The sequence below is a fragment of the Metabacillus dongyingensis genome (genome assembly GCF_019933155.2).
Taxonomy (GTDB): domain Bacteria; phylum Bacillota; class Bacilli; order Bacillales; family Bacillaceae; genus Bacillus_P; species Bacillus_P dongyingensis.
The window spans coordinates 2,898,652-2,923,884 of sequence record NZ_CP082944.1 but is presented as its reverse complement, the minus strand read 5'-3'; the positions used below and the strand labels follow the sequence as shown (position 1 = coordinate 2,923,884).

Genomic DNA, 25,233 nt, shown 5'->3' with positions numbered 1-25,233 from the left:
TTTAATATGTTACGAAATTTATGTAGTCAAAAATTGAAAAAAAGGATATAATCACATTAATATTTGTACCTATAAATATAATATATGGCAATGAATTAGGTGAGCTGATATAAAAATGGAGGGTTTAAAATGAAGTTTCCATATGATTTTTTATTCGGAGCAGCTTCTGCTTCTTATCAAATAGAAGGCGCCTGGAATGAAGATGGTAAAGGTAAAACGAACTGGGATGTCTTTTCAAAGATTCCGGGGAAAACGTATAACGGCACAAACGGAGATGTAGCCATAGACCATTATCATCGCTACAAAGAAGATATTAAGTTAATGGCAGAGATGGGGCTTGAATCGTACCGTTTTTCCATTTCATGGGCCCGTATTTTGCCGACAGGAGACGGAGAAGTCAATGAAAAGGGCTTGGAATTTTATAATAATGTGATTGATGAATGTTTAAAATATGGTATTGTTCCATTCGTTACACTGTATCATTGGGATTTGCCTCTGACTCTTGAAGAAGACGGAGGATGGACAAATAAGCGAACAGCTGACGCCTTTGTCAAGTATGCAGAAATTTGTTTTCAGTCATTCGGCGACCGCGTCAAACATTGGATTACGTTCAATGAAACAGTTATGTTTTGCGGATTAGGCTATTTAAAAGGAGCACATCCGCCTGGTATCCAAAACGATGAGAAGAAGTACTTTCAAGCGACGCATTACGTGTTTTATGCACATGCAAAAACCGTAGAAGTCTATAAAAAACTGAATCATTACGGGGAGATAGGTATTACCCATGTTTTCTTGCCAGCTTACAGCATAGATGATAAACATGAGAATGTAGTAGCTGCCAGGCATGCCAATGAATATGAAACTTTTTGGTATTATGATCCAATATTAAAAGGTGAATATCCGTCTTATGTGGCTGAGCAGTTAAAGGAGAAAGGCTGGACGCCAAGCTGGACAGAAGAAGAACTGGATACGATAAAAAGAAATGCGGGAAAAAATGATTTTATAGGACTTAATTATTACCAGCCCATTCGAGTAGAAAAAAATCATGAGGCGGATTCATCTAAGGAACATTCAAGAGAAACATCTACTCTAGCTCCAGGCAACCCGTCTTTTGATGGTTTTTATCGGACCGTAAAAATGGAAGATAAAACATATACAAAATGGGGATGGGAAATCTCGCCTCAAGGATTTTTAGACGGACTGCATATGTTGAAAGATCGTTATGGTGATATTAAGATGTATGTAACAGAAAACGGGCTTGGTGATGAGGATCCGATTATTGATGGGGAAATAGTGGATGTTCCCCGTATTAAATATATTGAGGAACATTTAAAAGTGATTAAGCGTGCAATCAAAGAAGGCATACATTTAAAAGGGTATTACGCATGGTCTGTCATTGATCTATTAAGCTGGTTAAACGGCTATAAAAAGCAATACGGATTTATTTACGTGGATCATCATGATCATTTAAACCGAAAGAAAAAGCTGTCGTTTCATTGGTATAAGCATATTATTGAGACGAGAGGAGAAGAGCTGTAAAGTAGAAGGAAAACCTCTTGATTTTAATCAAGAGGTTTTGTGTATAATAAAGAAAAAATGATTGAACGAATGATAGGGAGATTATATGGCTGTTAAATATAAAGAAATAGCAGATTGTTTAGAACGTGAAATTAGGGATGGGAAATTTGATAAAACGAAAAAGCTGCCGACAGAAGAAGAACTGATGAAAAATTTTGAAGTGAGCCGAAATACGATCCGAAAAGCCATTAATCAGCTGGTCAATCGAGGTTATATCTATCAGGTGCAAGGGAGCGGAATGTTTTTACGGGAAAAATCGGTATCAGATTATATTAACTTAGGCAGTCTTAGAGGATTAACAAAAGATTTGACTTCAAAAATAATTGAGACGAAGATTTTGGATTTACATGTGATAGAAGCTGATGAAGTAAAATCAAAACAAATGCGCTGTGAAGCGGGAACAAAACTTTATTATATTAAGCGGCTGCGAATTGTAGACAAAGAACCCTTCTCAATTGAAATAAGTTACTTTAAAAAAGATATTGTGCCATATTTAAATGAAGATATTGCATCGAGTTCTATTTATAGGTACCTTATAGAGGACTTAAAATTAAACATTGGTTTTGCCGACAAAGTAATCAACTGCGAAAAAATCGATGAAGCAAGTGCGAGATTGCTCCATGTTAATCCGGATGATCCAGCATTGATCATTGAAAATACAGTATTCTTAACTAACGGAACTATCTTTGAATTATCTAATTCTTTATTTCATTATCAAAAAGCAAAAATATTAAATCGAATCAATTTTAAATAAAATAAGATTTAAGCAGTTAAGACTCCTGTTCTTATCCGGTTTATTATATGGTGCTCCTGAAATCGCTCAGTGTACGTTCGTCTTGTAAATAATCAAATTACCTTTATGTTATTGTGGGTGCTCACACAATAAAGCTATGAAGAAATCCTTGTCAACTGACGGGTGCTTTACTTCAGTTGCAGGCTGCCATTTTCGGCAGCTTTTTCTTATTATACAAACGGGTCAGGGCAGAAGAAGGAAATCAAAAACCATTCTATATAGAATGGTTTTAAAAAGGAATTACAAAATATTAGGTTAAAGGCTATATGATTTCCCAACTTCCTGCAGTAAGACCTACTTTTATAGATATTCCTGCCAAATTGCATCAAAAGGTGATGTTCCAAGGTCTGATTGTATAGTCAGTGAAATACCAAGAGTTAAGATCATGATCCTTAATCCATAAATAATATATTTCGATTTACTTAACCTTTTCATAATTATTTAATAGATAATTCTTTAGTCATTAAAATGTGCGGAATTCCATCTTCCATAAATATACTTGATGAAGTCTGATAGCCAAGTTTTTTATAAAAACCCTCAGCTTGAGTTTGACCGTGTAATTTAACCCTGGATACTCCTTTTTCTTCAGCTATTTCTTCTAACGCTTTAATAATTCCTTTTCCAAGTCCAAATTTCCGGTAAGGCTCTAGGATACAGATTCTTTCCAATTTACCTGAGCCATCAACAACTCTTAATCTTCCCGTTCCGGCTGGCTGTTGATTGTAATAGACTAAAATGTGTTCACATAGTCCATTAAGTGTGTCAAAATCATCAAATTCATCTTCAAATGATACGCCTTGTTCTCTAACAAATACTTCTTTTCTGATATGAAATGCTTTTTTTAAATCATCTTCCACAGTTATTCTTTCTGACTCCACTTATCTTCAGCCCTTTCTGGATTTATTTAATCAGACAAGTCATAATAAATTAAATATCTTCGAACAGTATACAGGAAAATAATATTGTTGTAAATGCAACAAAAAACGTTGGGAGTTTTTTGAATGAAGGAAATACTTCGTGAAATTGGAATGATAGCAAGGGCATTAGACTCTATAAGTAATATAGAATTTAAAGAACATGATCTTACAAAAGGGCAGTATTTGTATCTTATTCGAATCTGTGAAAATCCAGGAATTATTCAAGAAAAATTAGCAGAAATGATAAAGGTAGACCGAACAACAGCAGCCCGTGCAATAAAAAAACTTGCGATGCAAGGTTTTATTGAAAAGAAAGATGATGATAACAACAAAAAAATTAAAAAACTATTTCCAACTGGGAAAGGTGAAAAAGTATATCCCTTTTTAAAGAGAGAAGGAGAATACTCCAATATGGTTGCATTATCTGGATTTTCCGAAGAAGAAATAGATATCATTTATAATCTTCTTCAAAAGGTTAGAAAAAATATAGAGGTCGATTGGGACTTTGTAAAAAAGGGAAACAAGAGAGAATACTGAAAAAATAACTTGGATTTTGAAAAACTCGCCTTTTTTTCTAAGGGGTTCCGTTTTGGAGAGAAAATCTGAAAATACACGGTATTTAGCGCCGGGAATAGCAGCAATCTGGGGCTATTATGGAATAACTTGTTAACTCAGTTCTACAATGAACTGAGTTTTTGTATGCAAAAAAAGACACCGCTAAAAGCGGTGTGAATTAGTGTGCCAATCCTATCATTTAAATGTGGTCTGTCAGTAGTCATCGGCCATTCATATAAATTGGGAATTCTAAAGCCAATTAGCACACTTCCGTGAAATATATTGTACATGCGATCCAGTTCATTTTTCGTAATTTTTATAAAATTGAAATAAATAATTGGATACATTTATTAAATATGATAAGATGGCATAAAATTTTATAAAGGAGAATCAAAATGATCAATTACCATAATCGCCGCTTTGTGTCTGTAGAAAATACTGCAAATGGAGAGGTCTCCTCTAAAACTGTTTTTACGTATAAACAAGATGGCCAAATACTTTCAGCAGCTTATGAAGGCGGAGAGATTGTCAAAGGGACATTAATTGGGCTTGTTAAAGAGGATGGTACATTAGAATTTAAGTATAACCACGTCAATGTAAACAATGAAATCAGGGGAGGGCACTGCTTTTCCAAGCCAGAGATATTATCTGACGGCAGAATCAGACTTCATGAACAATGGCAGTGGTTTGACCGGGATCAGACAGAGGGAGAATCTATTATAGAGGAAATTGTTAAGTAAGATAATCAGACGATCTTTTTCACTTTGTACACAGAATTTTTCAAAATACCAGTCTGCCTTTCTTTTTTCTTTCTTGTTATCATCAAAAAAGTGAAGAGAACAAGAAAGAAAGGCTGATGAAGATGTTTATTAAGTTTACCAAAGAAGAAAAAATGATGATGATTGAAGATATTCAGCGCTACTACTACCAGGAAAATGGGGATGAAATTGGCGAGCTTGCGGCTGAAAATCTATTGGAGTTCATTAAAGAATCCATCGGGCCACACTTTTATAATCAGGCGATTAAAGACGCTAAAAATTTAGTTGAACAAAGAATGCAGACGATGGAAGAAGATCTTTATGCACTTGAAAGATCTATTAAAAGATAAATTAGTGTTAAGCTTACAGTCTCTGTAAGCTTTTTTTGAACAAAAAAATTGCGAAATCCCTGCTGTAATGCTATCTTTTATAGGATTATAGAAAAAAGGTGGATTCGTATGACAAGATTATTTACTTCAAAGAAGCTGAATGCCATGATGATTATGATGGCATTTGCATTAGTGATTGCCGGATGCAGCAGTTCTGCAGAGAAAAAAGAAGAAAAAACGGCATGGGATACAATAAAAGAAGAAGGCAAGCTGACAGTTGCTACTTCTGGCACGCTTTATCCAACGTCTTACCACGATTCAGAAACAAATGAGCTGACTGGATATGAGGTAGAGGTTGTTCGTGAAATGGCGAAGCGCATGGATCTGGAAGCAGAATTTTCTGAGATGGCATTTGACGGAATGCTGACATCCATCCAAAGCGGAAAAGTAGACATCGCTGCAAACGATATTATGATTAATAATGAACGAAAAGAAAAATTCGATTTCGCCGATCCATATAAATTTTCATACGGTACAGCGATGGTCCGGAAAGACGATCTTTCTGGAATAAAATCATTAGAGGATTTAAAAGGGAAGAAAGCAGCGGGAGAAGCAACGACTACATACATGGCTGTTGCCCGTGAATACGGAGCAGAGGAAGTCATTTATGACAATGCAACAAATGATCAATACTTAAGAGATGTATCAACTGGAAGAACCGACGTTATTTTAAATGATTATTACCTGCAGCGCCTTGCGGTTGCAGCGTTCCCTGACTTAAATATTGCCATTCATCCTGACATCAAGTTCAACCCTAACAGCCAGGGCATCATTATGAAAAAAGGAAGCGCTGAATTGAAAAAGAACATGGATGCAGCATTAAAAGAAATGCATGAAGATGGAACCATTTCAGAGATCTCGAAGAAATTCTTTGATGGTGCTGATGTTTCAAAAAAACCGGATGTTGATTTTGAGTAACTGGTAACTGAAGAAGGTGAGTGCGATGGGAGATATTCAGTGGGAATACGTCTTTAATTATGAACTTGCAGTGGAGTCTTTTCCATATGTGATACAAGGGATCTGGAATACCCTGCTCATTTCCTTAGTCAGCATGGCAATTGGCTTGGTGCTCGGTTTTTTTCTCGCACTAGGACGCACTTCTAAGTACTCGTTTTTCAGGTGGCCGGCTAGAATCTATATTTCGTTTATGCGAGGGGTTCCGATTCTTGTTATTCTGTTTATTTTATATTTTGGATTTCCAATTATCGGCATCGAGTTCACGGCCATAACGGCTGCTTTAATCGGCTTCAGTTTAAACAGTGCAGCCTATATGGCAGAAATTAACCGCTCAGCTTTAGCCTCTGTTGACCGCGGACAGTGGGAGGCTTCCAAGTCGCTTGGACTTTCCTACTGGCAGACGATGAGAGGAATTATTTTGCCGCAGGCATTCAGAATTGCGCTGCCCCCTCTTTCTAACGTGCTGCTTGATTTGACGAAAGCATCCTCACTGGCCGCGATGATTACTGTGCCGGAGCTATTTCAGCAGGCTAAAATAGTCGGAGGAAGGGAGCTTGATTACATGACAATGTATATTCTAGTTGCCCTTATTTATTGGGGAATTTGTTCTCTTTTGACAATTGCCCAAAATTACCTCGAAAAAAGATATGAATACCTATTATAAATTAAAGTCACAGCATTGGAGCCTGATTTTCATTAATAAGAAAATCCGGCTTCTTTGATTTTATCTTTTTTTAAAATGGATTATACTTAGTGCTGGGAGTAGGACTTCTGCATGAAATGATGTATGCAGCGTTTTAAGCCTGTTTCGTGCATGAACAGTCTCTCACACTAATGTAACAAGATATTTACTTAGCCATCTATAGTTAAACAGGAGGCAATAAAAATTATTCCATGAGAAAATTTTCATAATGATAGATTTTATTAAAACTGAAATACTAGTTGACGCACCGGAAGAATAGTAAAAAACAATTTATCTTTAATGAGGTGAAGGCATGACTATTAAAGGTTTGAATCATTTTTTATTTTCCGTTACTGATTTGGAGCACTCAATCAAATTTTACCAGCATGTATTTGATGCAAAGTTATTGGTAAAAGGAAGAAGCACTGCCTATTTTGATTTAAATGGCATGTGGCTCGCTCTCAATGAGGAAAAAAATATTTCCCGCAGGGAACATAATCAATCATATACACATATAGCTTTTTCAATAGATGAAGCGGATTTTGATAAAATGTGTGATCGGTTGAAAAAGTTAAATGTAAACATTCTTTCTGGGCGTTCAAGAGATGTGAAAGATAAAAAATCAATTTATTTTACAGACCCGGATGGTCATAAGTTTGAATTTCATACGGGTACACTGGAAGACAGATTGACTTATTATCGACAGGAGAAAAAACATATGGAATTTTTCTAATTTCAAACGAGGAAATACTTGCTTCTTCATAAATGATATAATTAGGTACCATGTATTTTTTTGGAGAATTAAAGTAAAACTCTTGTTTATATTGGGTATTCGTTAGTTGAAAAATAATCCAAAATAAAGAAAAGAAGTAAGAGGTTTAGTTTATGTTGAAAAAAAGATATGTCATACCATTTATAGGATTAATTTCGTTCATTATTCTTTTATTCTCTATGTATCATTTAATGAATTCAAGAACCTTTCAATTATTTGGCGGGTTAACCAGCAATGTTGAAACGTCACAAAAAGCAGTTGCATTGACATTTGATGATGGACCAGCAGGAAATACGGATGAAATATTGGCTATACTGGATAAATATCATGCGAAGGGTACCTTCTTTTTAATCGGAAATGAGCTGGAAAATCATGCGAAAGAAGGACAGATGATAGCGGAAGCGGGACATCAGATTGGAAATCATACATATTCTCACAGCAGAATGATTTTTAAGTCACCATCATTCATCAAGGAGGAAATCGAAAAAACAAACAACTTAATACGTCTTGCAGGCTATGAAGGAGAAATTGATTTTCGGCCTCCAAACGGGAAAAAATTAGCCCTGCTGCCCTATTATTTAAACAAACGTCAAATGGATACAATCACATGGGACATTGAACCAGACACATACTACAGTTCCATATCTGACAAAGTAAGTTATGTAACTGAAAAGACTGAACCAGGGTCCATCATTTTGCTTCATCCAATGTACGATAAAACTGGAAAAGAACTAAAAGCTCTGGAAGAAATCATCAAATCATTAGCAGAAGAAGGTTATGAATTCGTTACGGTGAATGAATTACAAAAATATTAGGACTGTATAAAGGCAGTAATCCTGTCTTTATTTTGTTTATACATAAACTTTCAATTAGAAAAAGCAACCTGAGAAATGAACCAGGTTGCTTTTTGTATTAGATGTCATATCCCATGTAATTATTCTTCTCCTAAGATATTAATAATCCAGTTTTTTAAATCAACAATCCGTAATTGATCAATGTGATGCCCGGTTCCTGTAACGATTATAGGAGCATAAGAATCGACTTTGTGCATAGAACCGTGGGCTCCTCCGCCAGTATGTTCTGGAGAGCTTTCTCCTATGAATTCATAGCCGGGGTTTGCATCCGCTATTAGAAATTCTCCTTCTTGTGAATGAATGGCTCCATACAATCTTGATAAACCATCAGGGTAATCCCCATAGCTAAGCTGTTTGCGGCTATTTGCTTTCAAATCTAAAATGTCCATGTTCCCTTTTATCTCCCAGTTTTGATGATAACGATCTTGATAAGGGCCTCCAGGTTTAAATTGGAGAGTTCCTTTGCTTCCTTTTGAAATAACTTGCACCATATCGTTTTCTTTCCAGGCAATCCAGGCAATCCGGGGATCTGTCTGCAAATTACTGGCTATTTTTTTTATAGAGGGATCCTTTTTCAGTTTGTATATATATGCCATTCGTTCATTTGCAGTAATAGCAATTTCAGTGTTTTTTTGAACTTGATCACCAAGCTTTAAAAGCTTGTAATCCGATAGGGCATCTCTTAAGTCGATCAAGGCTTTCTTTTTGTTCTTTTCTACAGCTGATTGATTACCGTCCCCCATAATAATCCATACTCTATTTGCGAGAGCGTCATTCCACTTTGGATAAGTATTCAATATTTCTTGAAGATGTTTATCAAGCTTTTCAATCCCATCCGTTGTTTTAGGTCCTTTTCTATGGACTGCATGATCATTTTCAGGCAAGTACAAAATTGTAAAGTCAGGAAGAAGCTTGTTTTTTAGAAGATAGGTTAACTCTTGAACAGCAAAAGCATCATTAATACCTAATCGATTTATCACATGATTGTTTTCCGGATCCTGATTAAGAAAATCTCCTAAAGTTAATATCTTTGGTCCGGTTGTATTGTATTTGTCCGGCAGGGAAGTCGTTTTTGCTAAAATTTTTGGAACCCTTAAGGTATGCTGATAATTTCCCCTGTATATTACTGCATTGATAGAGGCAGTTTGTTTTCCTCTATCATCCAGATCTTCATGGATTGTTTTCACATTTTCACTTAGATCTTCGTTATTAAATTGATAGAGGCTGTTGTCTGCCACATTCGTAACTCCATACTTTAAGGTTTCTAAGAGTCCATTCCCATAGCTGATCACCCGCTGTTCATCTTCGTTATACCAAACAAGACCGGGTATTTTATGCTTATCCGGGCTTGTTCCTGTAAGCAAAGTGCTGTCAATAGTAACGGACATAGTTGGATAAGCACTTACCAGCTCTTTACTGTACTGACCGTTGTTCAGGAAAAATTCGAGTGCAGGGGCTTTATTTTCATGAATCGCTTTTTTTAATGGTTTGTCCATTAATGAATCCACAACAAGAAGAATCACTTTTGGTGAAGAGGAGTTTTTTGTTTGAATAATGTTTGGAGAGACTTGATCATTATTGGCTGAGCAGCCGGTAATCAGGATGATCGAAAGGGTTACTAGAGCTAGCGCACAATTCTTCATTCAGACTCCACCTTCGGTTTACAAGTTCTCCTTATTATTTACAATATCTCTGCAATCATGTTAAAAAACGCAATGAAAAAGTGAATAAAGAATTTTTTATAAGGGGAAGGTAAGATAGCGAAAAGGAAATCAAATAGTCGGCTCAAGAATCATTTGGAGTGAAAAAATTATGCCCTCAATCAAGATAGACAGCTGCAATTCTTTTCATTACGAAGAATTCGGTCAAGGGATACCGGTTATATTTATTCATCCTCCCGGTATGGGAAAAAAAGTGTTTTATTATCAGCACAATTTATCAAAGCATATGAGAGTTATTTTTCCGGACTTAAGCGGCCACGGAGATAGTGAGACTGCTTCGCAAGAAATTTCGATTTCGTATTATGCAAGTGAAATAGTATGTTTTATGGATGCTTTAAATCTGGAAAAAGCTGTTATATGCGGATACTCAGCGGGGTGCCAGATCGCCCAGCATCTTGCCATTTATCATTCAGAAAGAATCGAATTGCTCATTTTATCAGGCGCCTATCCATGCGTTGATGATGCGTCAGGACAAATATTGCATCGTTCCGGCATTTATATGGCAGATAATCATTTGAATTTATTAATAGAAATGATTTCAAGGAGTCATACAAAAGATAAAAAGATGAGAAAAATGCTAAGTGGCCATATGAAAAAAGCGGACAAAGAAGTTTGGAAGCAATATTATATTCACTCTTTGCAATACAGCTGCCTCGACAAACTTCATCTCATCACGATGCCTATGCTGTTTATGTACGGTGAAGCAGGAGACTGGACGAACCATTATTTAAAACTTTATCGAAATAAATGCAAACACGCAGAATTTTTCCTATTTACTAACCAAAATCATCAGCTTCCTACGAAGAAATGGAACATATTCAATGAAATTGTTACAGGATTTGTCCTAAATCGAGTGAATTTCACCCATGACAATACCATAAATTTACAAAGGCAGCTCTTTTAAAAAGGCCGCCTATTTTATTATGAATGAAAGGATTTTTTAAGAGAGAGAAGATGTCCTTTAGCCAAGGGCATTTGTCTCGGAGCTCAGATTACAAAAGTGGAAGCTCATATTGTTTTTAGAGAATGAATCAAACCCTATCTTATTTAAAAGGAGCAGCTTGTTAACCCTTTGAGCCAATAGAAAGAACTTTGCTGAAGATTCTATTTTTGCACTCAATATCCAACAGTAAATTTGATAATATTGGAAAAGAGGAATAGAAAGGAAGTGTGGATGATGAAAGCGGTCCTTTTTGATTTTGACGGAACTTTGGCCAATACTTTGCCAGTGTGTTTTTATGCCTTTCAATCAGTATTTAAAGAGTTTGATAGGAGAGATGTTTCTGCAGAAGAAATAGTTGGGATGTTTGGTCCTTCAGAAACAGGGATTATTCGGGAGAATCTTCTAAATGAGGAAAAAGAGAAAGCAATTGAAAGATACTATGAAAAATATCTTGAGATGCATCCAGAGCTGGTTGAAAAAAACAATGAAATAGATGAATTAATCCGGCTTCTAAAAGACAGGGGATTAAAGCTCGGCATTGTGACTGGAAAAGCAAAAAGAAGTTTAGAGATATCCTTAGAAGCCCTAAACATGGTTGGCCTGTTTGACGTAATCATTACAGGAGACGATGTTAAAAAACCAAAACCTCATCCTGAGGGAGTAAAGAAGGCATTATTTATTCTTGGCACAGAAAATAATGAGGCCCTTTTTATCGGAGACAGTGAGGCAGACATTCTTGCAGGAGTTCGAGCAAATGTTTATACAATCGGGGTGCAATGGCTGCCGGAATATCAAACGATTAATTTTGTTACACAGCCAAACCAAGTTATGAAAAATATAAAAGAATTTAGGGAATTTATTAATCGGATGAACACCAGAAATTAAAGATTTTTAATTTAATACAAGTTTATCTGTGAATGTTGAACCTCACAGCTGAAAATTTTTCATCCTGTTTACAAAGGCGGATATTTATGAAACTTATAGAGTTACAATTATATAAAACTGAATATTTCGATCTTATCAATAGATTCAGCCTGCCGGAGGATCAGCTTCCGTTCACTGCATTACCAAATCTGATGGCGGAAATAACATATGAAAAACACCCTGTCGTCATTATATGCGGTATGGAACCAGTCGGTTTTTTTGTTCTGCATTCAAGTGACAGAGTGAAAGAGTATACTGACAATCCGGATGCCATGCTGCTGACTGCATTTTCAGTTAATCATGTTCAGCAGGGGAAAGGATATGCATTCCGGGGAATGAATCAATTAAAGCCGTTCCTAAATCAGCACTTTCCAAAATGCAAGGAAGTTGTACTCGCAGTCAATAAAAGAAATATTCCAGCTCAGAAGCTTTATCAAAAAGTTGGATTTACGGATACGGGAAGAAGAAAGATAGGGAGAATTGGAGAACAATTGATTTTGAGTTTGAAAGTATAACATTAAACCAGCCTGCGTCTGATTTAGATGTTTGGTGGATTATGTACATATAGGAAGTAATCAGTCGCTGGCTGGAAATAAATAAAACTTCTGCGGTACTTAAATGCCGAAAGCCTATTATCCGGCCAAATTAAGTTTTATTAGATGAGTTCCGTTATTGCGGAATTTTCCGTAATAACGGAACTCATTCGAAATTAATTCCTGAATTCCGGAATTTTTAGTGGCTCTTTTTATTAAATATTCAGTCTATCTGTAACGCAAAGCCAACAAGGAAGCGGAATTGGGGCTATTGTATGAATTTTCATAAAAGAATAAATAGTTGGCACACTTCTTGCAAGTATAAAAACGAGCTGGTCATTTAGAAGGAGAGCGAAAACAGGTCTGATTGCACATGTTGTAAGCGCTTACCAGCTAAAGTCTGCTCAATTTCAAGAATTAAAGAGGCCAAAAAGGGGGATGTTTGTGGAAATCATTATTATTTTATTATCACTAAGTTTACTGATGTTTGTTGCTTATCGTGGATTTTCAGTTATTTTGTTTGCTCCGATCTGTGCTCTGTTTGCAGTATTGCTGACAGATCCGAGTTATGTACTGCCGTTTTTCTCTAACGTGTTTATGGAGAAAATGGTCGGATTCATTAAACTTTATTTTCCGGTATTCTTGCTTGGAGCTATTTTTGGAAAGGTCGTGGAAATGTCCGGTCTTGCTGAATCCATTGCCAAAACGATTGTAAAGCTAGTAGGAGCAAAGAGAGCGATTCTTGCGATTGTTCTGATGGGTGCCATCCTGACATACAGCGGTGTCAGTTTGTTCGTTGTGGTGTTCGCAGTCTATCCATTTGCTAAAAATCTGTTCATTGAGGCAGATATTCCAAAACGTCTGATTCCCGGAACAATTGCTCTTGGAGCTTTTACTTTTACGATGGACGCACTTCCAGGTACGCCGCAGATTCAAAATGTCATCCCGACAACTTTCTTCAAAACTGACATTTATGCAGCTCCTGTTCTTGGGATTATAGGTGCGATTTTTGTCTTGTCACTTGGAATGTGGTATTTGGAATCACGACGTAAAAAAGCGGAAAAAGCAGGTGAAGGGTATGCAGGATTTCACTCAGAGACTGCAGCTGGGCTGGATCCGGAGCTTGCTCGTGAAAAAGAAGAGGCAGCTGTTTCAGCAAGAACGGAACTTAGTGCTGCCCGTCAGATTTTAGCCTTCGTACCACTTATTCTGGTTGGTGTCATGAACAAATTCTTCACCGTTTCTTTTCCAAAATGGTATCCAAACGGATTTGATTTCTCAGCGATCGGACTTGAAGCATTTGGTAAAATCGAACTTCCATCTGTTGTTGCAATATGGTCTGTTGAACTTGCGCTATTAGTAGGAATCATCACGACAATTGCTTTTGACTGGAAAGCTGTAACCGCTAACATTAAAGACGGTTTGAATGCTGGAATCGGCGGTGCACTTCTTGCCGCCATGAATACAGGAGCTGAGTATGGATTTGGCGGAGTCATCGCTGCACTTCCTGGATTTAAAACGGTGAGCAACGGTATTTCCTCAACATTTACGGATCCGCTTGTAAACGGAGCTGTGACAACGACCGCACTTGCAGGTATCACAGGCTCCGCATCCGGAGGGATGGGAATTGCGCTTAGCGCAATGTCAGATAAGTATTTAGAGGCAATTGAAAAGTTCAATATTCCTCCGGAAGTTATGCATAGGGTTATTTCTATGGCATCAGGCGGTATGGATACTCTGCCTCACAATGGAGCGGTTATTACGCTTCTAGCGGTTACAGGTCTTACTCACCGTCAATCTTACCGTGATATTTTTGCCATTACGATTATTAAGACAGTTGCTGTCTTTGTCATTATCGCTATTTACAGCCTATTCGGCCTAGTTTAAACAATTTTCATAGAAAGAGAGGAAACTTAGATGGCTAAGGGAAAAGTTTTAGACTCATTTAAACAAGCAATTGATAAGATAGAAGACGGTGCAACATTGGTCGTTGGAGGCTTCGGCCTCTGCGGCATACCTGAAAAAACGATTCTTGCTTTAAGAGATAAAGGTGTCAAAGATCTTACTGTTGTAAGCAATAACTGCGGAGTTGACGATTGGGGCCTGGGCTTGCTGCTTGCAAACAAACAAATCAAAAAAATGATGTCTTCTTATGTAGGAGAAAACAAAATTTTTGAACGTCAGTATTTAAGCGGAGAATTGGAAGTGGAGCTGATCCCTCAAGGAACTTTGGCTGAGAGAATGCGGGCTGGCGGCGCTGGAATTCCTGGCTTTTATACAGCAACCGGAGTTGGAACAAAGGTGGCTGAAGGAAAGGAACACAAAGATTTCGATGGCAGGACGTATATCCTTGAAAGAGGAATCGTTGGAGACTTTGCCCTAGTTAAAGCATGGAAAGCGGACCCGCTTGGTAACTTGGTTTTCAGAAAGACTTCCCGAAACTTTAATCCAGTGGCTGCGATGGCCGGGAAAATTACGATAGCAGAGGTCGAAGAAATTGTTGAAGCCGGAGAGCTGAATCCCGACGAAATTCATACACCCGGCATTTATGTCCAGCATGTATTGCTTGGTGCGAACTATGAAAAACGAATTGAACGCCTTACGGTTCGTCAGGCATAAAAAGGAGGCAAAAACATGAGTGACAGCAGACAAAAAATGGTGAAGCGAGCAGTTAAAGAAATAAAAGACGGCATGAACGTAAATCTTGGAATCGGGATGCCTACTCTTGTAGCAAATGAAATTCCTGATGATTATAATGTGCTTTTGCAATCGGAGAATGGCCTGCTTGGAATCGGACCGTATCCGATTGCAGGAACAGAAGATCCAGACCTGATCAATGCAGGAAAAGAAACGGTAACAAGTGTACCTGGTGCATCTTATTTTGACAGTGCAGAATCCTTCGCCATGATACGCGGCGGACATATTGATCTTGCCATTCTAGGAGGCATGGAGGTTTCCGAACAGGGAGATCTTGCGAACTGGATGATCCCAGGAAAAATGGTTAAGGGAATGGGAGGTGCCATGGATCTGGTTAATGGCGCCAAACGGATTATTGTCATTATGGAACATGTCAATAAATATGGTGAATCCAAGGTTAAAAAAGAATGCACGCTTCCTTTGACAGGGAAACAGGTTGTTAACCGTCTAATTACAGAGCTTGCTGTATTTGATTTTGCAGATGGCACGATGGAGCTCGTTGAACTTCAGGACGGTGTAACCATTGAGGAAGTAAAAGAGAAAACAGAGGCCTCATTTACAATAAGTCAATCACTGATGACCGCCCATTAAGGCGAGCAATAGAAAGGACAATGGCGATGAATCGATTACTTAAGGAAAAAATAGCGCTTGTGACAGGTGCCGCGAGCGGCATAGGATTTGAAGTTGCAAAGGAATTCGCAAAAGAAGGAGCGGCTGTGGTCATTTCAGATGTGAATCTGGAAGCTGCCGAAGCAGCTGCTGCACAATTGAAGGAAGAAGGTTTTGAATCCATTGCTGCTGCTTGCGATGTAACAAAGGAAGATCAGATCATTCAAACGATTGAAACCGTTCAAAAACAGTACGGGCGCTTGGACATTCTTGTTAACAATGCTGGTCTGCAGCATGTTTCTCCAATCGAAGAATTCCCAACTGACCGGTTTGAATTCCTGATCAAAGTCATGTTGACAGCACCATTTGTAGCTACCAAACACGTTTTTCCAATCATGAAAAAACAAAAGTTTGGCAGGATTATCAATATGGCATCTATTAATGGAGTGATCGGTTTTGCTGGAAAAGCGGCCTACAACAGCGCCAAACACGGTGTCATCGGACTGACAAAGGTTGCTGCGCTTGAAGGGGCGGAACATGGAATCACCGTTAACGCACTTTGTCCGGGCTACGTTGATACCCCTTTGGTTCGCAACCAGCTTGCTGACCTTGCAAAAACGCGGAATGTAGAGCTTGAACGTGTTCTAGAACAAGTGATTTATCCTCTCGTACCGCAGAAAAGATTGCTCTCTGTACAGGAAATTGCCGATTATGCAGTCTTTCTGGCAAGTGATAAAGCAAAAGGAATTACCGGTCAGGCAGCTATTCTTGATGGCGGGTATACCGTACAATAATACTCATATTCTAGAAAAGGGACAGCCAAAGCTGTCCTTTATTTTTTTGCAAAGAAAAATAAATTGTCTTTCTTTACCAGAGTGATTTTTTAATCTGAATCTTCCAATCTATTGATTTTTATTAATAGGTCTGTGTAAGATGAACATACAAATGTAAACGGTTTATTTCAGATAACCAGGAAAGAGGTGGAGAGAATGAAAGGGCTCATGGAAAAGCTTCCCTATGATTGGATTGAAGAAGTAGTCAATTTGGCGGCAGAATGCATGGTCGTTGTGGATCATGAAGGAATTGTTGTTTATCTCAATTCGGCCTATTGTGAATTCCTGAAAGTAACCGCAGAAGAATCGATTGGGAAACCTGTTCAGGATGTTATTGAAAATTCAAGAATGCAGATTGTAGCAAAAACCGGTCAGGCGGAAGTGGCGTCCATTCATCCCATAAACGGAAGCGAAATGATTGCAAACCGGTATCCCCTCTATGTGAAAGGTCAGCTGGTTGGTGCTGTTGGAACAGTGATGTTCCGCAATGCTCAGGAATGGCTGGACTATTCTAAGAAGATCCAGCCGATTATGGAAGAATTAAACTATTATAAAACGAAATTTGAGAAAGAACTTTTCAGTAAATATCATTTTGGGGATCTTGTTGGAAGCAGTCCCAAATTCATAGAAGCCAAGAAGCTCGCAGAGCGGGTATCAGACAGTCAGTCGGCCGTTCTTCTGCTTGGGGCATCTGGAACTGGAAAAGAGCTGTTTGCCCATGCCATACATCAGACTAGCGGAAGACGCTTTGCCCCTTTCATGAGGGTCAATTGCGCTTCAATCCCCGAGCATTTATTTGAATCGGAAATTTTTGGGTATGAAGAAGGTTCATTTACCGGTGCGAAAAAGGGCGGGAAAAAGGGAAAGTTTGAGCTTGCTCACGGAGGGACCATTTTCCTTGATGAGATTGGCGACCTCCCTCTTCAGATGCAAAGCAAATTGCTTCGTGTGCTACAGGAAAAAGAAATTGAGCGAATCGGCGGACGCGCTCCTATTCAAATTGATGTAAGAGTGATTGCCGCCACCCATCGAAACCTGGAAAAAATGGTTTTAGACGGTGAGTTTAGGGAGGATCTTTATTATCGCCTGAATGTCATCAAAATCGATATTCCCTCACTTAAGGATCGGAAGGAAGATATAGTCCCAATCTCAAGAATTCTATTAAAAAAGCTGGGCACTAAATTTCACAGGTATGATCTTGACCTCTCTGAAGAGGTGATGCTTGACCTGGAGCGACACTCGTGGCCCGGGAACATTCGTGAGCTTGAAAACGTACTTGAGCGTGCTGTTAACGTACTGGACGGCCAAATGATTTACCCGGAACATCTGCCTCTGTATCTTCAGCAGGAAGGGAAGAGTCATAGCCCAACCTACTCTGGTCAACTGCCTCTTAGTCCAACTCAAAGCAGCAAACTTTATGGGCCTGTCAAATCGCTTAAAGTTATCGTGGCTGAAGCTGAGAAAGAAGCAATCTTCCATGCTCTTACAGAAGCGAAAGGGAACAAACTGGAGGCAGCCAAACTGCTTGGAATTGGGAAGACAAGCTTTTATGATAAATGCAAAGGGTATGGGATAAGCTGACGTTTTCAGAAAGCACCATATGATGCTAAAATCTATTCTCCAATATACTGGGAATAGGTATAACGAATGACAAGTATCGAGCAGGGAGCACAAGAGAAAAGATGGAAGCATGGTTTGAAAAATGCTTCCATCTTTTCTTTTTCTTTTAAAATTCCCGGATTGACTTTCTTTAATATTTATTAGTACTTTACAAATGGGCTAAAGGGAATCTTCTTATATATATATTTAGAAAAGTGTTTCAAAAATGAGAGACAGGCAAGAATCTATAATGGAAACAATTACTATAATTTGAATGATTGAGCTTCATGAAATTACATGTTACTATGTAGTCACATGTGAGCATTCCGTGCTGAAATGAACGAAAGGATCGTGGATATGGAAGACAAGCTTTCCACATTGTTTAAAGCGCTGGGCCATCCAATTAGAAGACGCATTCTTGATATTCTTAAAGAATCAGCTAAAACAACTGGCGAATTAAATGACTATTTTCCTGAAGTATCCAGGTATGCAATCATGAAACATCTGACCGCACTTGAGGAAGGGAACTTGGTTGTTGTAAGACGGGAAGGGAAATACAGACTTAATTACTTAAACGCCGTTCCTCTGCAGGAAATGCATAACAGGTGGGTGGGAAAATACATGGAGACAGCGGCCGGTTCTTTACTTCGATTAAAATCGGCTGCTGAACAAAAAGGAGAAGAAGAAATGAACTTGGCAGAACAAGCAAAAGTGTTTCGAATTGAACAAGAGGTTTTCATAGACGCACCAAGAAAACAGGTATTCAAGGCATTGACAGAAAAGGCAGAAGAATGGTGGGAGTTTCGGTTAGCCCCAAAAGGAGTGACATCGAAGTTTACGTTTGATCCTGTACCAGGCGGCCAGTTCATTGAAAGATGGGGTGAAACAGAAGGGGCAGTGTGGGGGAATGTATATTATGTTAATGCTCCGGAAGAAATACGCCTTCACGGGCATTTGGGAATGCAGGGAGCAGTCAATAGTTCTTATACGTACCGTTTAATTGAAAAAAATGATGCTACAATCCTTCAGCTTTCCCATACCGCTTCAGGATTGATTGAAGAAAACTGGGAGCAGGATCATACTGAAGGATGGAAACATCTGCTTGGAACATTATTAAAAAAATATGCAGAAAGAAAAAATTGATAGTTGCCTTTTGGAGGATTAAAGAGAATGGTCCACGTAATTACTGAGATAGAAATTCGGTGCACTGCTGAAAAGGTGTCAGCGTTTGCTTCAGATCCTGACAATGCACCTGAATGGTATGTTAATATTCATTCGGCAGAATGGATGACCGCAAAATCTTTAACAATTGGCTCTCTAATTGCATTTAAAGCAAAATTCCTAGGGAGGGAACTCTCGTATGTTTATGAAATTGCTGAATTCATTCCAGGTGAAAGAATGGTCATGAGAACAGCTGACGGACCTTTTCCAATGGAGACCATCTACACTTGGCAGGCAGCTGATCAGCATACAACAAGAATGATACTTCAGAATATAGGGAATCCGACAGGCTTTTCAAAATGGTTAGCTCCGTTTATGTCTATCATGATGAAAAGAGCGAATACCAAAGATTTAAAAAAACTGAAGAACATCCTGGAAAATAGATAATCGCTGTATTTTTTATACAGAGAGATTTAAAATCTGGCTCTTCTTCCTGGATATTTGGTAAAGTTAGATCATACAGAATAACAGGAGGCAGCCTATGAGCGAATCAGGTAGTGCTGCCCCCTAAATCGATTTCGAATAATTGTTTTGCGGCCGGAAACCCTTGTCAGATTATAAAAAAACATAGAGCAAAGCACAAAATCATAGAGCGAGGTTTAATTGTGGATTTATATACATATGCAAAATACGATGGCACTGGACTTGCCGAATTGGTTAAAAAGAAAGAAGTAACACCGAAAGAATTGACAGAAGCTGCTTTTAAACAAATTGAGAATGTCAATCCTCTTTTAAATGGCGTGGTCCGTACACGGCAGGAAAAGGTTTTAAAAGAGCTAGAGCAGCTGGACCTTCAGAAGCAGCCATTTGCGGGGGTTCCTATGCTTCTGAAGGATATTTCTCAGGCGATTGAAGGTGAACCTTTAACAGCAGGATCAAGGCTCCTTAAAAATAACATTTCAAGCAGAGATTCGAATTTTGTTGCTCGGTTAAGAAAAGCGGGATTTTTATTTTTGGGCCACACGAACACTCCTGAATTTGGTTTAAAAAATATTACAGAGCCTGAAGTTCATGGACAGACGATGAATCCATGGAATACAAAGTACTCAGCCGGCGGATCGAGCGGCGGTTCAGCAGCGAGCGTGGCCTCGGGCATAGTTCCGATTGCCGGCGCAAGTGACGGCGGAGGCTCAATCCGTATTCCTGCTTCTTTTACGAGCCTGTTTGGACTGAAACCTACTAGAGGAAGAACGCCAGTAGGACCAAGTGTCGGCAGGCAATGGCAGGGAGCTTCGATTGATTTTGTTCTGACAAAAACAGTCCGCGACAGTGCCGCTATGCTTGATATTCTCCAAATCATTCAGCCGGAAGCTGCTTTCCATACCCCGTTGTTTGCAGGCAAATATACGGATGTTTCTAAAAAAGGGATAAAACGCCCATTACGGGTAGCGTTTCAAACCCAGTCTCCTGTCGAAACACCAGTCAGTGACGAAGCAATTACTGCCGTTAATCGTATGGTGAAGTGGCTTGAAGATCAGGGTCATGAAGTAGAAGAACGCGGAAACGGCATCGACGGTGTCAGACTGATGGAAAACTACTATATTATGAACAATGGTGAAATGGCTGCAACGATTCTTGGCCTTGAAAAAATGCTCGGCAGACCAATTGCAGCAAATGACGTAGAAATTGTGACTTGGGTGTTAAGTGTTGCAGGACATTCCGTAACGGCTGCCGAATTTACACAGAGTCTGGCTGAATGGGATACTGCAGCTGCTCAAATGGCTGCTTTTCATGAAACATTCGATTTGTATTTAACTCCGGCAACTGCATTTCCAGCTCCTAAAACCGGAGAGCTCACTCAGACTGAAGAAGAAATCCAGTCGTTGCTTAAGGTCAGTGAGCTGAAAAAAGAAGAACATTTATCATTCGTTTATGACATGTTCTTAAAGAGCTTAACGGTTACACCTTTTACACAGCTTGCAAACCTGACAGGACAGCCTGCCATGAGTGTGCCCATTCATATTACGGCTGATGGATTGCCTTTGGGTGTTCATTTTGTGGCACCAAAAGGGAAAGAAGACATACTTCTTGCTCTTGCAGGTCAGATTGAACAATCTGATCTGTGGATTGGTATGGAAGGAAATCCATTTTTCTGAAAAATCGTTATTATTTTAAGTGAGTAAATTAGTGTCCGTGTTAAAGTTTTGAAAAATTTGCCGATATAGAAGGAAAGTATTTAATCAGGCTGGAGGATCACTGATGGAAGAAGAAGTAAAGAATTGCCCTAAATGCAGAATGCTTCAAAAGCATACAGACAGTAAGTGCCAGGTGTGCGGACATACAGTCATGGATTCCATTTTGGCCTTATATCCTTCAAAAAGCGCCGGAAAACGCTTGGCAAAAAAGAAGTGACGAACATGGACTTTTACTCAGAGAATAAAACCATCAATTTTAATGATGGTTTTATTCATATGTAATAAAAGGCAGACAAAACAGGAAAGCTAAAAAAAAGTGGGTTCCTTCCTAAGGGTTTTTATTTGATTTATATATATCTTACTTGTAAGATATATATATAATAATTAATAAAATACATTTCACGAACCAGTGAATATAAAATCATTCATTAAAGGAGAGGAATTCACTAATGGCCATTACTATGTTTACGTCTTGCAGCTGCACATCTTGCAGAAAGTCAAAAATGTGGATGGAAGAGCATGGTCTTTCCTATACAGAAAGAAATATTCTTACACAGCCTTTAACAATGAAAGAACTTAAACAAATTCTTCATATGACAGAAGAGGGCACAGATGAAATTCTATCAACCCGCTCAAAACAATTTCAGGAATTGGATATGAATTTAGATGCTTTGCATCTGAAGGAATTACTTGGACTTATTCAAGAGAAGCCGGGAATTATGCGCTGCCCGATTATACTGGATGAAAAACGTTTTTTAGTGGGATTTAATGAAGATGAGATCCGGAAATTCCTTCCCCGCAATATACGGGCCTATCTTTTAAAGCTGCTTGAAGCGAAAACAATGCTGCCTAATTAACGGTTCGACTGATAAAGGAGAATTACAAGTGGAAGAATTGCCAATACCCAACATGAATTATGATCAGCTTAAGAAAATAAAAAATGAATTAACGCGGTTTATGATGTCCTACAAATTTGCGTTAGAAGAAATGAACACGAAAATAAATATCCTTGAACAGGAATTTCAATATATTCATGAGTATAATCCAATTGAACATGTCAGCTCGCGTCTGAAGTCTCCTGAGAGCATCGTAAACAAAATATACAGGAAGAATTACGACCTTTCCCTGACCGATATTAAAAAGAATATAAAAGACATAGCAGGTATTCGCATCACCTGTTCTTTTTTGTCTGACATTTATCAAATCAGCGAGATGATTCAAAACCAAAAGGATATCAATGTCATTGAATGCAAGGATTACATAAAAAATCCTAAGCCAAACGGCTATCAAAGTCTGCATTTAATCGTGAAAATTCCAGTGTTTATGTCGGACCGCCAGGAAGATATCCTTGTAGAAATACAAATTAGAACGATTGCGATGGATTTTTGGGCTAGCCTTGAACACAAGATCTATTATAAATATAATAAAGAAATTCCTGAGCGGCTTACAAAGGAATTAAAAGAAGCCGCAGTTTCTGCAGCGGAACTCGACCGCAAAATGGAGAAACTTCATAATGAAATGACCGATATAAAAGAAGCAGAGGAACCGGCAGGGGAACTGTCCCAGCTGCTTTTCAGCAAGGAACAATTTAAGCTTCCCATTGATTTAGTAAATTCATTAAAATAAGGAACTGTTTGTGGAGATGAAATTGTATGAATAAAAAAAGAAGTGAAAATATCGTCTCCTTATTTGAGATTTTTGTTTCACTTGAACGTAAATGGATGAATGACTGGAATCATCTGAATGAGGTCGGCCTTTCAAAAACTCATATTTTGATTCTGCAAATCCTTGAAACGGAAGGACTGAAGCGTCCGTCAATACTTGCAGAGCAATTACAGATTACTACTGGCGGTGTGACCGTCCTCACAAGCAAGCTAATCAAAGACGGGTTTGTCCAAAAATGCCAAAACGAACGTGACCGAAGAGCATACAACCTTGAAATCACGGATTCCGGAAAAAATCTTCTGCATTCGGCCAGGAGCCAAATTAATCAGCAGATTCAAAACATGTTCGGAATGCTTTCAGATGAAGAAATTCAGAACTTGCGGGATATCTTTTACAAATGCTTAATGGGACAAAAACAATAAGCTTTGCTGACAGGAGAGTTTTAAGGTTTAAATATAAAAGAAAGCCAGTGATCTGGCTTTCTTTTATTTAGCTTTCTTCATTTAAACAATTATCGCACAGCCATAAATTTTCCGCTTCGGAGAATGTCAATTTTTTATGAAATGAGCATTCGTCGCATAGATCTTCTTTTTCTTCAATGTCTCTCACATTCGCAGCCTCCTTTTATCGGCAATAGGTTCTCATCCATAAGCAGCTGTCATTAATATATGTATGATTATGATTTTAGATATACCCCTATAGAAATAAAAGGAAACATTTCCTATTATAATGAAAAAGGATGAATCCGATAGTCGTTTATAAATAAAATAAAGCAAATCATTTTAATATATAAGAGACTGCATCTTACATTTTTCTGTAACATGCCGTATTTTTTCGAGCCTAAATATAAACTATCTTTTTGAAAGAATAATAATCGTATCTAACCTATATAAAGCCCGCTGCATTGGGACTTAATCAGGATTTCATCGTCGAACCCAAAAATTATCGTGCATGAGGATGCGTAAACTTCTCTGGAGGAAAAGGAAGCGAACTGTTCAGAATGTTTCAGGAAAAAACATAAAAAAACGGCTTATCAGAAGGGAAGCCCTTTTGATAAGCCGCTTTTTTTTCTTGTATTTTTTATGTTTTCCAATTTTGCAGCAACTGCTTTTCGTTCAAATAAGATCATCCAAAGACCGGCTGAGAGAATGACAGAAGACAGTACATCATAAATGACATGCTGCTTCACAAATAAAGTAGAAAGGATAATCAAAATTCCTGTTACTTGCGTGACATAATTCATCATTTTCCCTGAGTCTTCTATCCGATTAACAGAGAGCATAATAATCATCGTAGTCAGAACATGAATGCTTGGAAAACAATTATATGGCTGGTCTGAACTGTAGATTAAGGAAACGAGCTGGACTAGGAAGCTGTCTCCCATAAGCTGAGGACGCGGCACGGTAGTCTGAAAGTAAAAGTAAATAATGAAACATACGATTTCGCCAGCGGTTATAGCCAGGATAGACTTCCAGTAAACACTCGGGTTTTTCCACCAAAAATACAGCAAAAACCCAAACATATAAACATACCAGATCACATAAGGAATGATGAAAATAGGAGCAAATGGAATGTATGAATCCAATGGTGAAGAAATATTCACAGCGTTTGCTGATTTTTCATTCAGGTATTCATAAATCAAACCAAGAATTGGGAAGATGAATAGTCCCGTTAAACCTCTTATTTTTATTAAAGCTGCCTTTGACATGTAAAACGCCTCTTTTGCTGTTTTTTTATCTATGATGCTGCTGACAAAATTCTGTTGTATATATACCCCATATGGACAACCTTAATCATCTCTATGAAAAAGTCTGACAATTAGTGATAGAAATCTGGAAATCTTACAATTATTGAAAAAGTTGGTATAATCAACTTGCGGCAAGAGCCGCAAGTTCTACTATACCTTTTTGGGAATACAATTGGAAGATTTGGGATTGGGATACGATAATAAATTCAAACAGCAGGTAATAAGCATGATTGAGTTAAAAAAACCGGAATTTTTGGCGCACTTAATAAAAAGAATCAGTCCAATTCATTTCAGGGAAACAGTCTCCAAAGTTTAATGACATGCATCTGAGCACGGTGCAGATGTTAACGC

The 25,233-nt window shown here is 38.2% G+C and carries 27 protein-coding genes and 1 pseudogene; 24 read left to right on the top strand and 4 right to left on the bottom strand.

The window, feature by feature from the left end:
- Positions 1-129 precede the first annotated feature (129 nt).
- Both K8L98_RS14520 and K8L98_RS14515 read left to right on the top strand, forming a co-directional pair.
- Positions 130-1,539 (top strand): GH1 family beta-glucosidase, encoded by a 1,410-nt coding sequence (locus K8L98_RS14520; RefSeq protein ID WP_223435701.1) that lies wholly within the window; start codon positions 130-132, stop codon positions 1,537-1,539.
- A gap of 85 nt (positions 1,540-1,624) precedes the next feature.
- Positions 1,625-2,332, top strand: coding sequence for a GntR family transcriptional regulator (locus tag K8L98_RS14515; protein ID WP_223435700.1), 708 nt, complete (start codon positions 1,625-1,627; stop codon positions 2,330-2,332).
- Between the two features lie 266 nt (positions 2,333-2,598).
- On the opposite strand, the pseudogene K8L98_RS14510 reads toward K8L98_RS14515, so the two are convergent.
- Both K8L98_RS14510 and K8L98_RS14505 read right to left on the bottom strand, forming a co-directional pair.
- Positions 2,599-2,806, bottom strand: a pseudogene (locus tag K8L98_RS14510) (DUF6198 family protein); the annotation flags it as partial.
- A gap of 2 nt (positions 2,807-2,808) precedes the next feature.
- Complete coding sequence (locus K8L98_RS14505) at positions 2,809-3,249, bottom strand: GNAT family N-acetyltransferase (RefSeq protein WP_223435699.1); 441 nt, start codon at positions 3,247-3,249, stop codon at positions 2,809-2,811.
- 123 nt (positions 3,250-3,372) lie between these two features.
- Here K8L98_RS14505 and K8L98_RS14500 point away from each other — a divergent pair, with 123 nt between their 5' ends.
- The 7 genes from K8L98_RS14500 to K8L98_RS14470 all read left to right on the top strand — a co-directional run bounded on the left by K8L98_RS14500 (position 3,373) and on the right by K8L98_RS14470 (position 8,216).
- Positions 3,373-3,825, top strand: a complete 453-nt coding sequence (locus K8L98_RS14500; RefSeq protein ID WP_223435698.1) for a MarR family winged helix-turn-helix transcriptional regulator — start codon at positions 3,373-3,375, stop codon at positions 3,823-3,825.
- A gap of 413 nt (positions 3,826-4,238) precedes the next feature.
- Positions 4,239-4,583, top strand: coding sequence for an avidin-fold protein (locus K8L98_RS14495; RefSeq protein ID WP_223435697.1), 345 nt, complete (start codon positions 4,239-4,241; stop codon positions 4,581-4,583).
- 116 nt (positions 4,584-4,699) lie between these two features.
- The gene (locus K8L98_RS14490; protein WP_338036975.1) at positions 4,700-4,951 is read left to right on the top strand and encodes a DUF2164 domain-containing protein; all 252 of its coding nucleotides are present in this window, start codon (positions 4,700-4,702) and stop codon (positions 4,949-4,951) included.
- Between the two features lie 108 nt (positions 4,952-5,059).
- Complete coding sequence (locus K8L98_RS14485) at positions 5,060-5,908, top strand: transporter substrate-binding domain-containing protein (protein WP_223435696.1); 849 nt, start codon at positions 5,060-5,062, stop codon at positions 5,906-5,908.
- Between the two features lie 25 nt (positions 5,909-5,933).
- Positions 5,934-6,611 carry an amino acid ABC transporter permease gene (locus tag K8L98_RS14480; protein ID WP_223435694.1) on the top strand — a complete coding sequence of 226 codons (678 nt, stop codon included), beginning with the start codon at positions 5,934-5,936 and terminating at the stop codon, positions 6,609-6,611.
- Between the two features lie 331 nt (positions 6,612-6,942).
- On the top strand, positions 6,943-7,362 hold the full coding sequence (gene fosM, locus K8L98_RS14475) for a FosM family fosfomycin resistance protein (protein WP_223435692.1): 420 nt from the start codon (positions 6,943-6,945) through the stop codon (positions 7,360-7,362).
- Positions 7,363-7,517: 155 nt separating this feature from the next.
- Positions 7,518-8,216, top strand: coding sequence for a polysaccharide deacetylase family protein (locus K8L98_RS14470; protein WP_420828871.1), 699 nt, complete (start codon positions 7,518-7,520; stop codon positions 8,214-8,216).
- Between the two features lie 119 nt (positions 8,217-8,335).
- Here the strand turns inward: K8L98_RS14470 and K8L98_RS14465 are convergent, their stop codons facing one another.
- A complete protein-coding gene (locus tag K8L98_RS14465) occupies positions 8,336-9,898 on the bottom strand; it encodes an alkaline phosphatase family protein (RefSeq protein ID WP_223435689.1) in 1,563 nt (520 codons plus the stop codon).
- Between the two features lie 169 nt (positions 9,899-10,067).
- Here K8L98_RS14465 and K8L98_RS14460 point away from each other — a divergent pair, with 169 nt between their 5' ends.
- The 15 genes from K8L98_RS14460 (at position 10,068) to K8L98_RS14390 (ending at position 23,557) form a co-directional block, all read left to right on the top strand.
- Positions 10,068-10,880, top strand: coding sequence for an alpha/beta fold hydrolase (locus K8L98_RS14460; RefSeq protein ID WP_223435688.1), 813 nt, complete (start codon positions 10,068-10,070; stop codon positions 10,878-10,880).
- Between the two features lie 270 nt (positions 10,881-11,150).
- Positions 11,151-11,804: an HAD family hydrolase gene (locus K8L98_RS14455; RefSeq protein WP_223435687.1), complete on the top strand. Its 654-nt coding sequence runs from the start codon at positions 11,151-11,153 to the stop codon at positions 11,802-11,804.
- An 86-nt stretch (positions 11,805-11,890) separates the two neighbouring features.
- Entirely contained in the window at positions 11,891-12,358 is a 468-nt protein-coding gene (locus K8L98_RS14450; RefSeq protein ID WP_223435684.1) for a GNAT family N-acetyltransferase, read from the top strand.
- Between the two features lie 462 nt (positions 12,359-12,820).
- On the top strand, positions 12,821-14,263 hold the full coding sequence (locus tag K8L98_RS14445) for a GntP family permease (protein WP_223435682.1): 1,443 nt from the start codon (positions 12,821-12,823) through the stop codon (positions 14,261-14,263).
- Positions 14,264-14,293: 30 nt separating this feature from the next.
- Positions 14,294-14,995 carry a CoA transferase subunit A gene (locus tag K8L98_RS14440; protein WP_223435681.1) on the top strand — a complete coding sequence of 234 codons (702 nt, stop codon included), beginning with the start codon at positions 14,294-14,296 and terminating at the stop codon, positions 14,993-14,995.
- 15 nt (positions 14,996-15,010) lie between these two features.
- Positions 15,011-15,664 (top strand): CoA transferase subunit B, encoded by a 654-nt coding sequence (locus K8L98_RS14435; protein WP_223435680.1) that lies wholly within the window; start codon positions 15,011-15,013, stop codon positions 15,662-15,664.
- Between the two features lie 26 nt (positions 15,665-15,690).
- Positions 15,691-16,476 carry a 3-hydroxybutyrate dehydrogenase gene (locus K8L98_RS14430; RefSeq protein ID WP_223435679.1) on the top strand — a complete coding sequence of 262 codons (786 nt, stop codon included), beginning with the start codon at positions 15,691-15,693 and terminating at the stop codon, positions 16,474-16,476.
- Positions 16,477-16,671: 195 nt separating this feature from the next.
- Complete coding sequence (locus tag K8L98_RS14425; RefSeq protein ID WP_223435678.1) at positions 16,672-18,096, top strand: sigma-54 interaction domain-containing protein; 1,425 nt, start codon at positions 16,672-16,674, stop codon at positions 18,094-18,096.
- 375 nt (positions 18,097-18,471) lie between these two features.
- Complete coding sequence (locus K8L98_RS14420; RefSeq protein ID WP_223435676.1) at positions 18,472-19,257, top strand: SRPBCC domain-containing protein; 786 nt, start codon at positions 18,472-18,474, stop codon at positions 19,255-19,257.
- A 27-nt stretch (positions 19,258-19,284) separates the two neighbouring features.
- Positions 19,285-19,722: an SRPBCC family protein gene (locus K8L98_RS14415; protein WP_223435674.1), complete on the top strand. Its 438-nt coding sequence runs from the start codon at positions 19,285-19,287 to the stop codon at positions 19,720-19,722.
- A 218-nt stretch (positions 19,723-19,940) separates the two neighbouring features.
- On the top strand, positions 19,941-21,431 hold the full coding sequence (locus K8L98_RS14410; protein WP_223435673.1) for an amidase: 1,491 nt from the start codon (positions 19,941-19,943) through the stop codon (positions 21,429-21,431).
- A gap of 103 nt (positions 21,432-21,534) precedes the next feature.
- The gene (locus K8L98_RS14405; protein WP_223435668.1) at positions 21,535-21,687 is read left to right on the top strand and encodes a hypothetical protein; all 153 of its coding nucleotides are present in this window, start codon (positions 21,535-21,537) and stop codon (positions 21,685-21,687) included.
- 232 nt (positions 21,688-21,919) lie between these two features.
- Positions 21,920-22,327 carry a transcriptional regulator Spx gene (spx, locus tag K8L98_RS14400; RefSeq protein WP_223435662.1) on the top strand — a complete coding sequence of 136 codons (408 nt, stop codon included), beginning with the start codon at positions 21,920-21,922 and terminating at the stop codon, positions 22,325-22,327.
- Between the two features lie 52 nt (positions 22,328-22,379).
- Positions 22,380-23,096, top strand: coding sequence for a GTP pyrophosphokinase (locus K8L98_RS14395; RefSeq protein WP_223443453.1), 717 nt, complete (start codon positions 22,380-22,382; stop codon positions 23,094-23,096).
- A 26-nt stretch (positions 23,097-23,122) separates the two neighbouring features.
- Positions 23,123-23,557, top strand: a complete 435-nt coding sequence (locus K8L98_RS14390; RefSeq protein WP_223435661.1) for a MarR family winged helix-turn-helix transcriptional regulator — start codon at positions 23,123-23,125, stop codon at positions 23,555-23,557.
- A 611-nt stretch (positions 23,558-24,168) separates the two neighbouring features.
- Here K8L98_RS14390 and K8L98_RS14385 read toward each other — a convergent pair.
- Positions 24,169-24,843: a phosphatase PAP2 family protein gene (locus tag K8L98_RS14385; RefSeq protein ID WP_223435660.1), complete on the bottom strand. Its 675-nt coding sequence runs from the start codon at positions 24,841-24,843 to the stop codon at positions 24,169-24,171.
- Positions 24,844-25,233 lie beyond the last annotated feature (390 nt).

Bases quoted from the DNA above. Each gene is read 5' to 3' on its own strand.
- K8L98_RS14520 (WP_223435701.1), top strand. From the start codon at position 130: ATGAAGTTTCCATATGATTTTTTATTCGGAGCAGCTTCTGCTTCTTAT.
- K8L98_RS14515 (WP_223435700.1), top strand. From the start codon at position 1,625: ATGGCTGTTAAATATAAAGAAATAGCAGATTGTTTAGAACGTGAAATT.
- K8L98_RS14500 (WP_223435698.1), top strand. From the start codon at position 3,373: ATGAAGGAAATACTTCGTGAAATTGGAATGATAGCAAGGGCATTAGAC.
- K8L98_RS14495 (WP_223435697.1), top strand. From the start codon at position 4,239: ATGATCAATTACCATAATCGCCGCTTTGTGTCTGTAGAAAATACTGCA.
- K8L98_RS14490 (WP_338036975.1), top strand. From the start codon at position 4,700: ATGAAGATGTTTATTAAGTTTACCAAAGAAGAAAAAATGATGATGATT.
- K8L98_RS14485 (WP_223435696.1), top strand. From the start codon at position 5,060: ATGACAAGATTATTTACTTCAAAGAAGCTGAATGCCATGATGATTATG.
- K8L98_RS14480 (WP_223435694.1), top strand. From the start codon at position 5,934: ATGGGAGATATTCAGTGGGAATACGTCTTTAATTATGAACTTGCAGTG.
- fosM (WP_223435692.1), top strand. From the start codon at position 6,943: ATGACTATTAAAGGTTTGAATCATTTTTTATTTTCCGTTACTGATTTG.
- K8L98_RS14465 (WP_223435689.1), bottom strand. From the start codon at position 9,898: ATGAAGAATTGTGCGCTAGCTCTAGTAACCCTTTCGATCATCCTGATT.
- K8L98_RS14460 (WP_223435688.1), top strand. From the start codon at position 10,068: ATGCCCTCAATCAAGATAGACAGCTGCAATTCTTTTCATTACGAAGAA.
- K8L98_RS14455 (WP_223435687.1), top strand. From the start codon at position 11,151: ATGATGAAAGCGGTCCTTTTTGATTTTGACGGAACTTTGGCCAATACT.
- K8L98_RS14450 (WP_223435684.1), top strand. From the start codon at position 11,891: ATGAAACTTATAGAGTTACAATTATATAAAACTGAATATTTCGATCTT.
- K8L98_RS14440 (WP_223435681.1), top strand. From the start codon at position 14,294: ATGGCTAAGGGAAAAGTTTTAGACTCATTTAAACAAGCAATTGATAAG.
- K8L98_RS14435 (WP_223435680.1), top strand. From the start codon at position 15,011: ATGAGTGACAGCAGACAAAAAATGGTGAAGCGAGCAGTTAAAGAAATA.
- K8L98_RS14430 (WP_223435679.1), top strand. From the start codon at position 15,691: ATGAATCGATTACTTAAGGAAAAAATAGCGCTTGTGACAGGTGCCGCG.
- K8L98_RS14425 (WP_223435678.1), top strand. From the start codon at position 16,672: ATGAAAGGGCTCATGGAAAAGCTTCCCTATGATTGGATTGAAGAAGTA.
- K8L98_RS14420 (WP_223435676.1), top strand. From the start codon at position 18,472: ATGGAAGACAAGCTTTCCACATTGTTTAAAGCGCTGGGCCATCCAATT.
- K8L98_RS14415 (WP_223435674.1), top strand. From the start codon at position 19,285: ATGGTCCACGTAATTACTGAGATAGAAATTCGGTGCACTGCTGAAAAG.
- K8L98_RS14405 (WP_223435668.1), top strand. From the start codon at position 21,535: ATGGAAGAAGAAGTAAAGAATTGCCCTAAATGCAGAATGCTTCAAAAG.
- spx (WP_223435662.1), top strand. From the start codon at position 21,920: ATGGCCATTACTATGTTTACGTCTTGCAGCTGCACATCTTGCAGAAAG.
- K8L98_RS14395 (WP_223443453.1), top strand. From the start codon at position 22,380: ATGAATTATGATCAGCTTAAGAAAATAAAAAATGAATTAACGCGGTTT.
- K8L98_RS14390 (WP_223435661.1), top strand. From the start codon at position 23,123: ATGAATAAAAAAAGAAGTGAAAATATCGTCTCCTTATTTGAGATTTTT.
- K8L98_RS14385 (WP_223435660.1), bottom strand. From the start codon at position 24,843: ATGTCAAAGGCAGCTTTAATAAAAATAAGAGGTTTAACGGGACTATTC.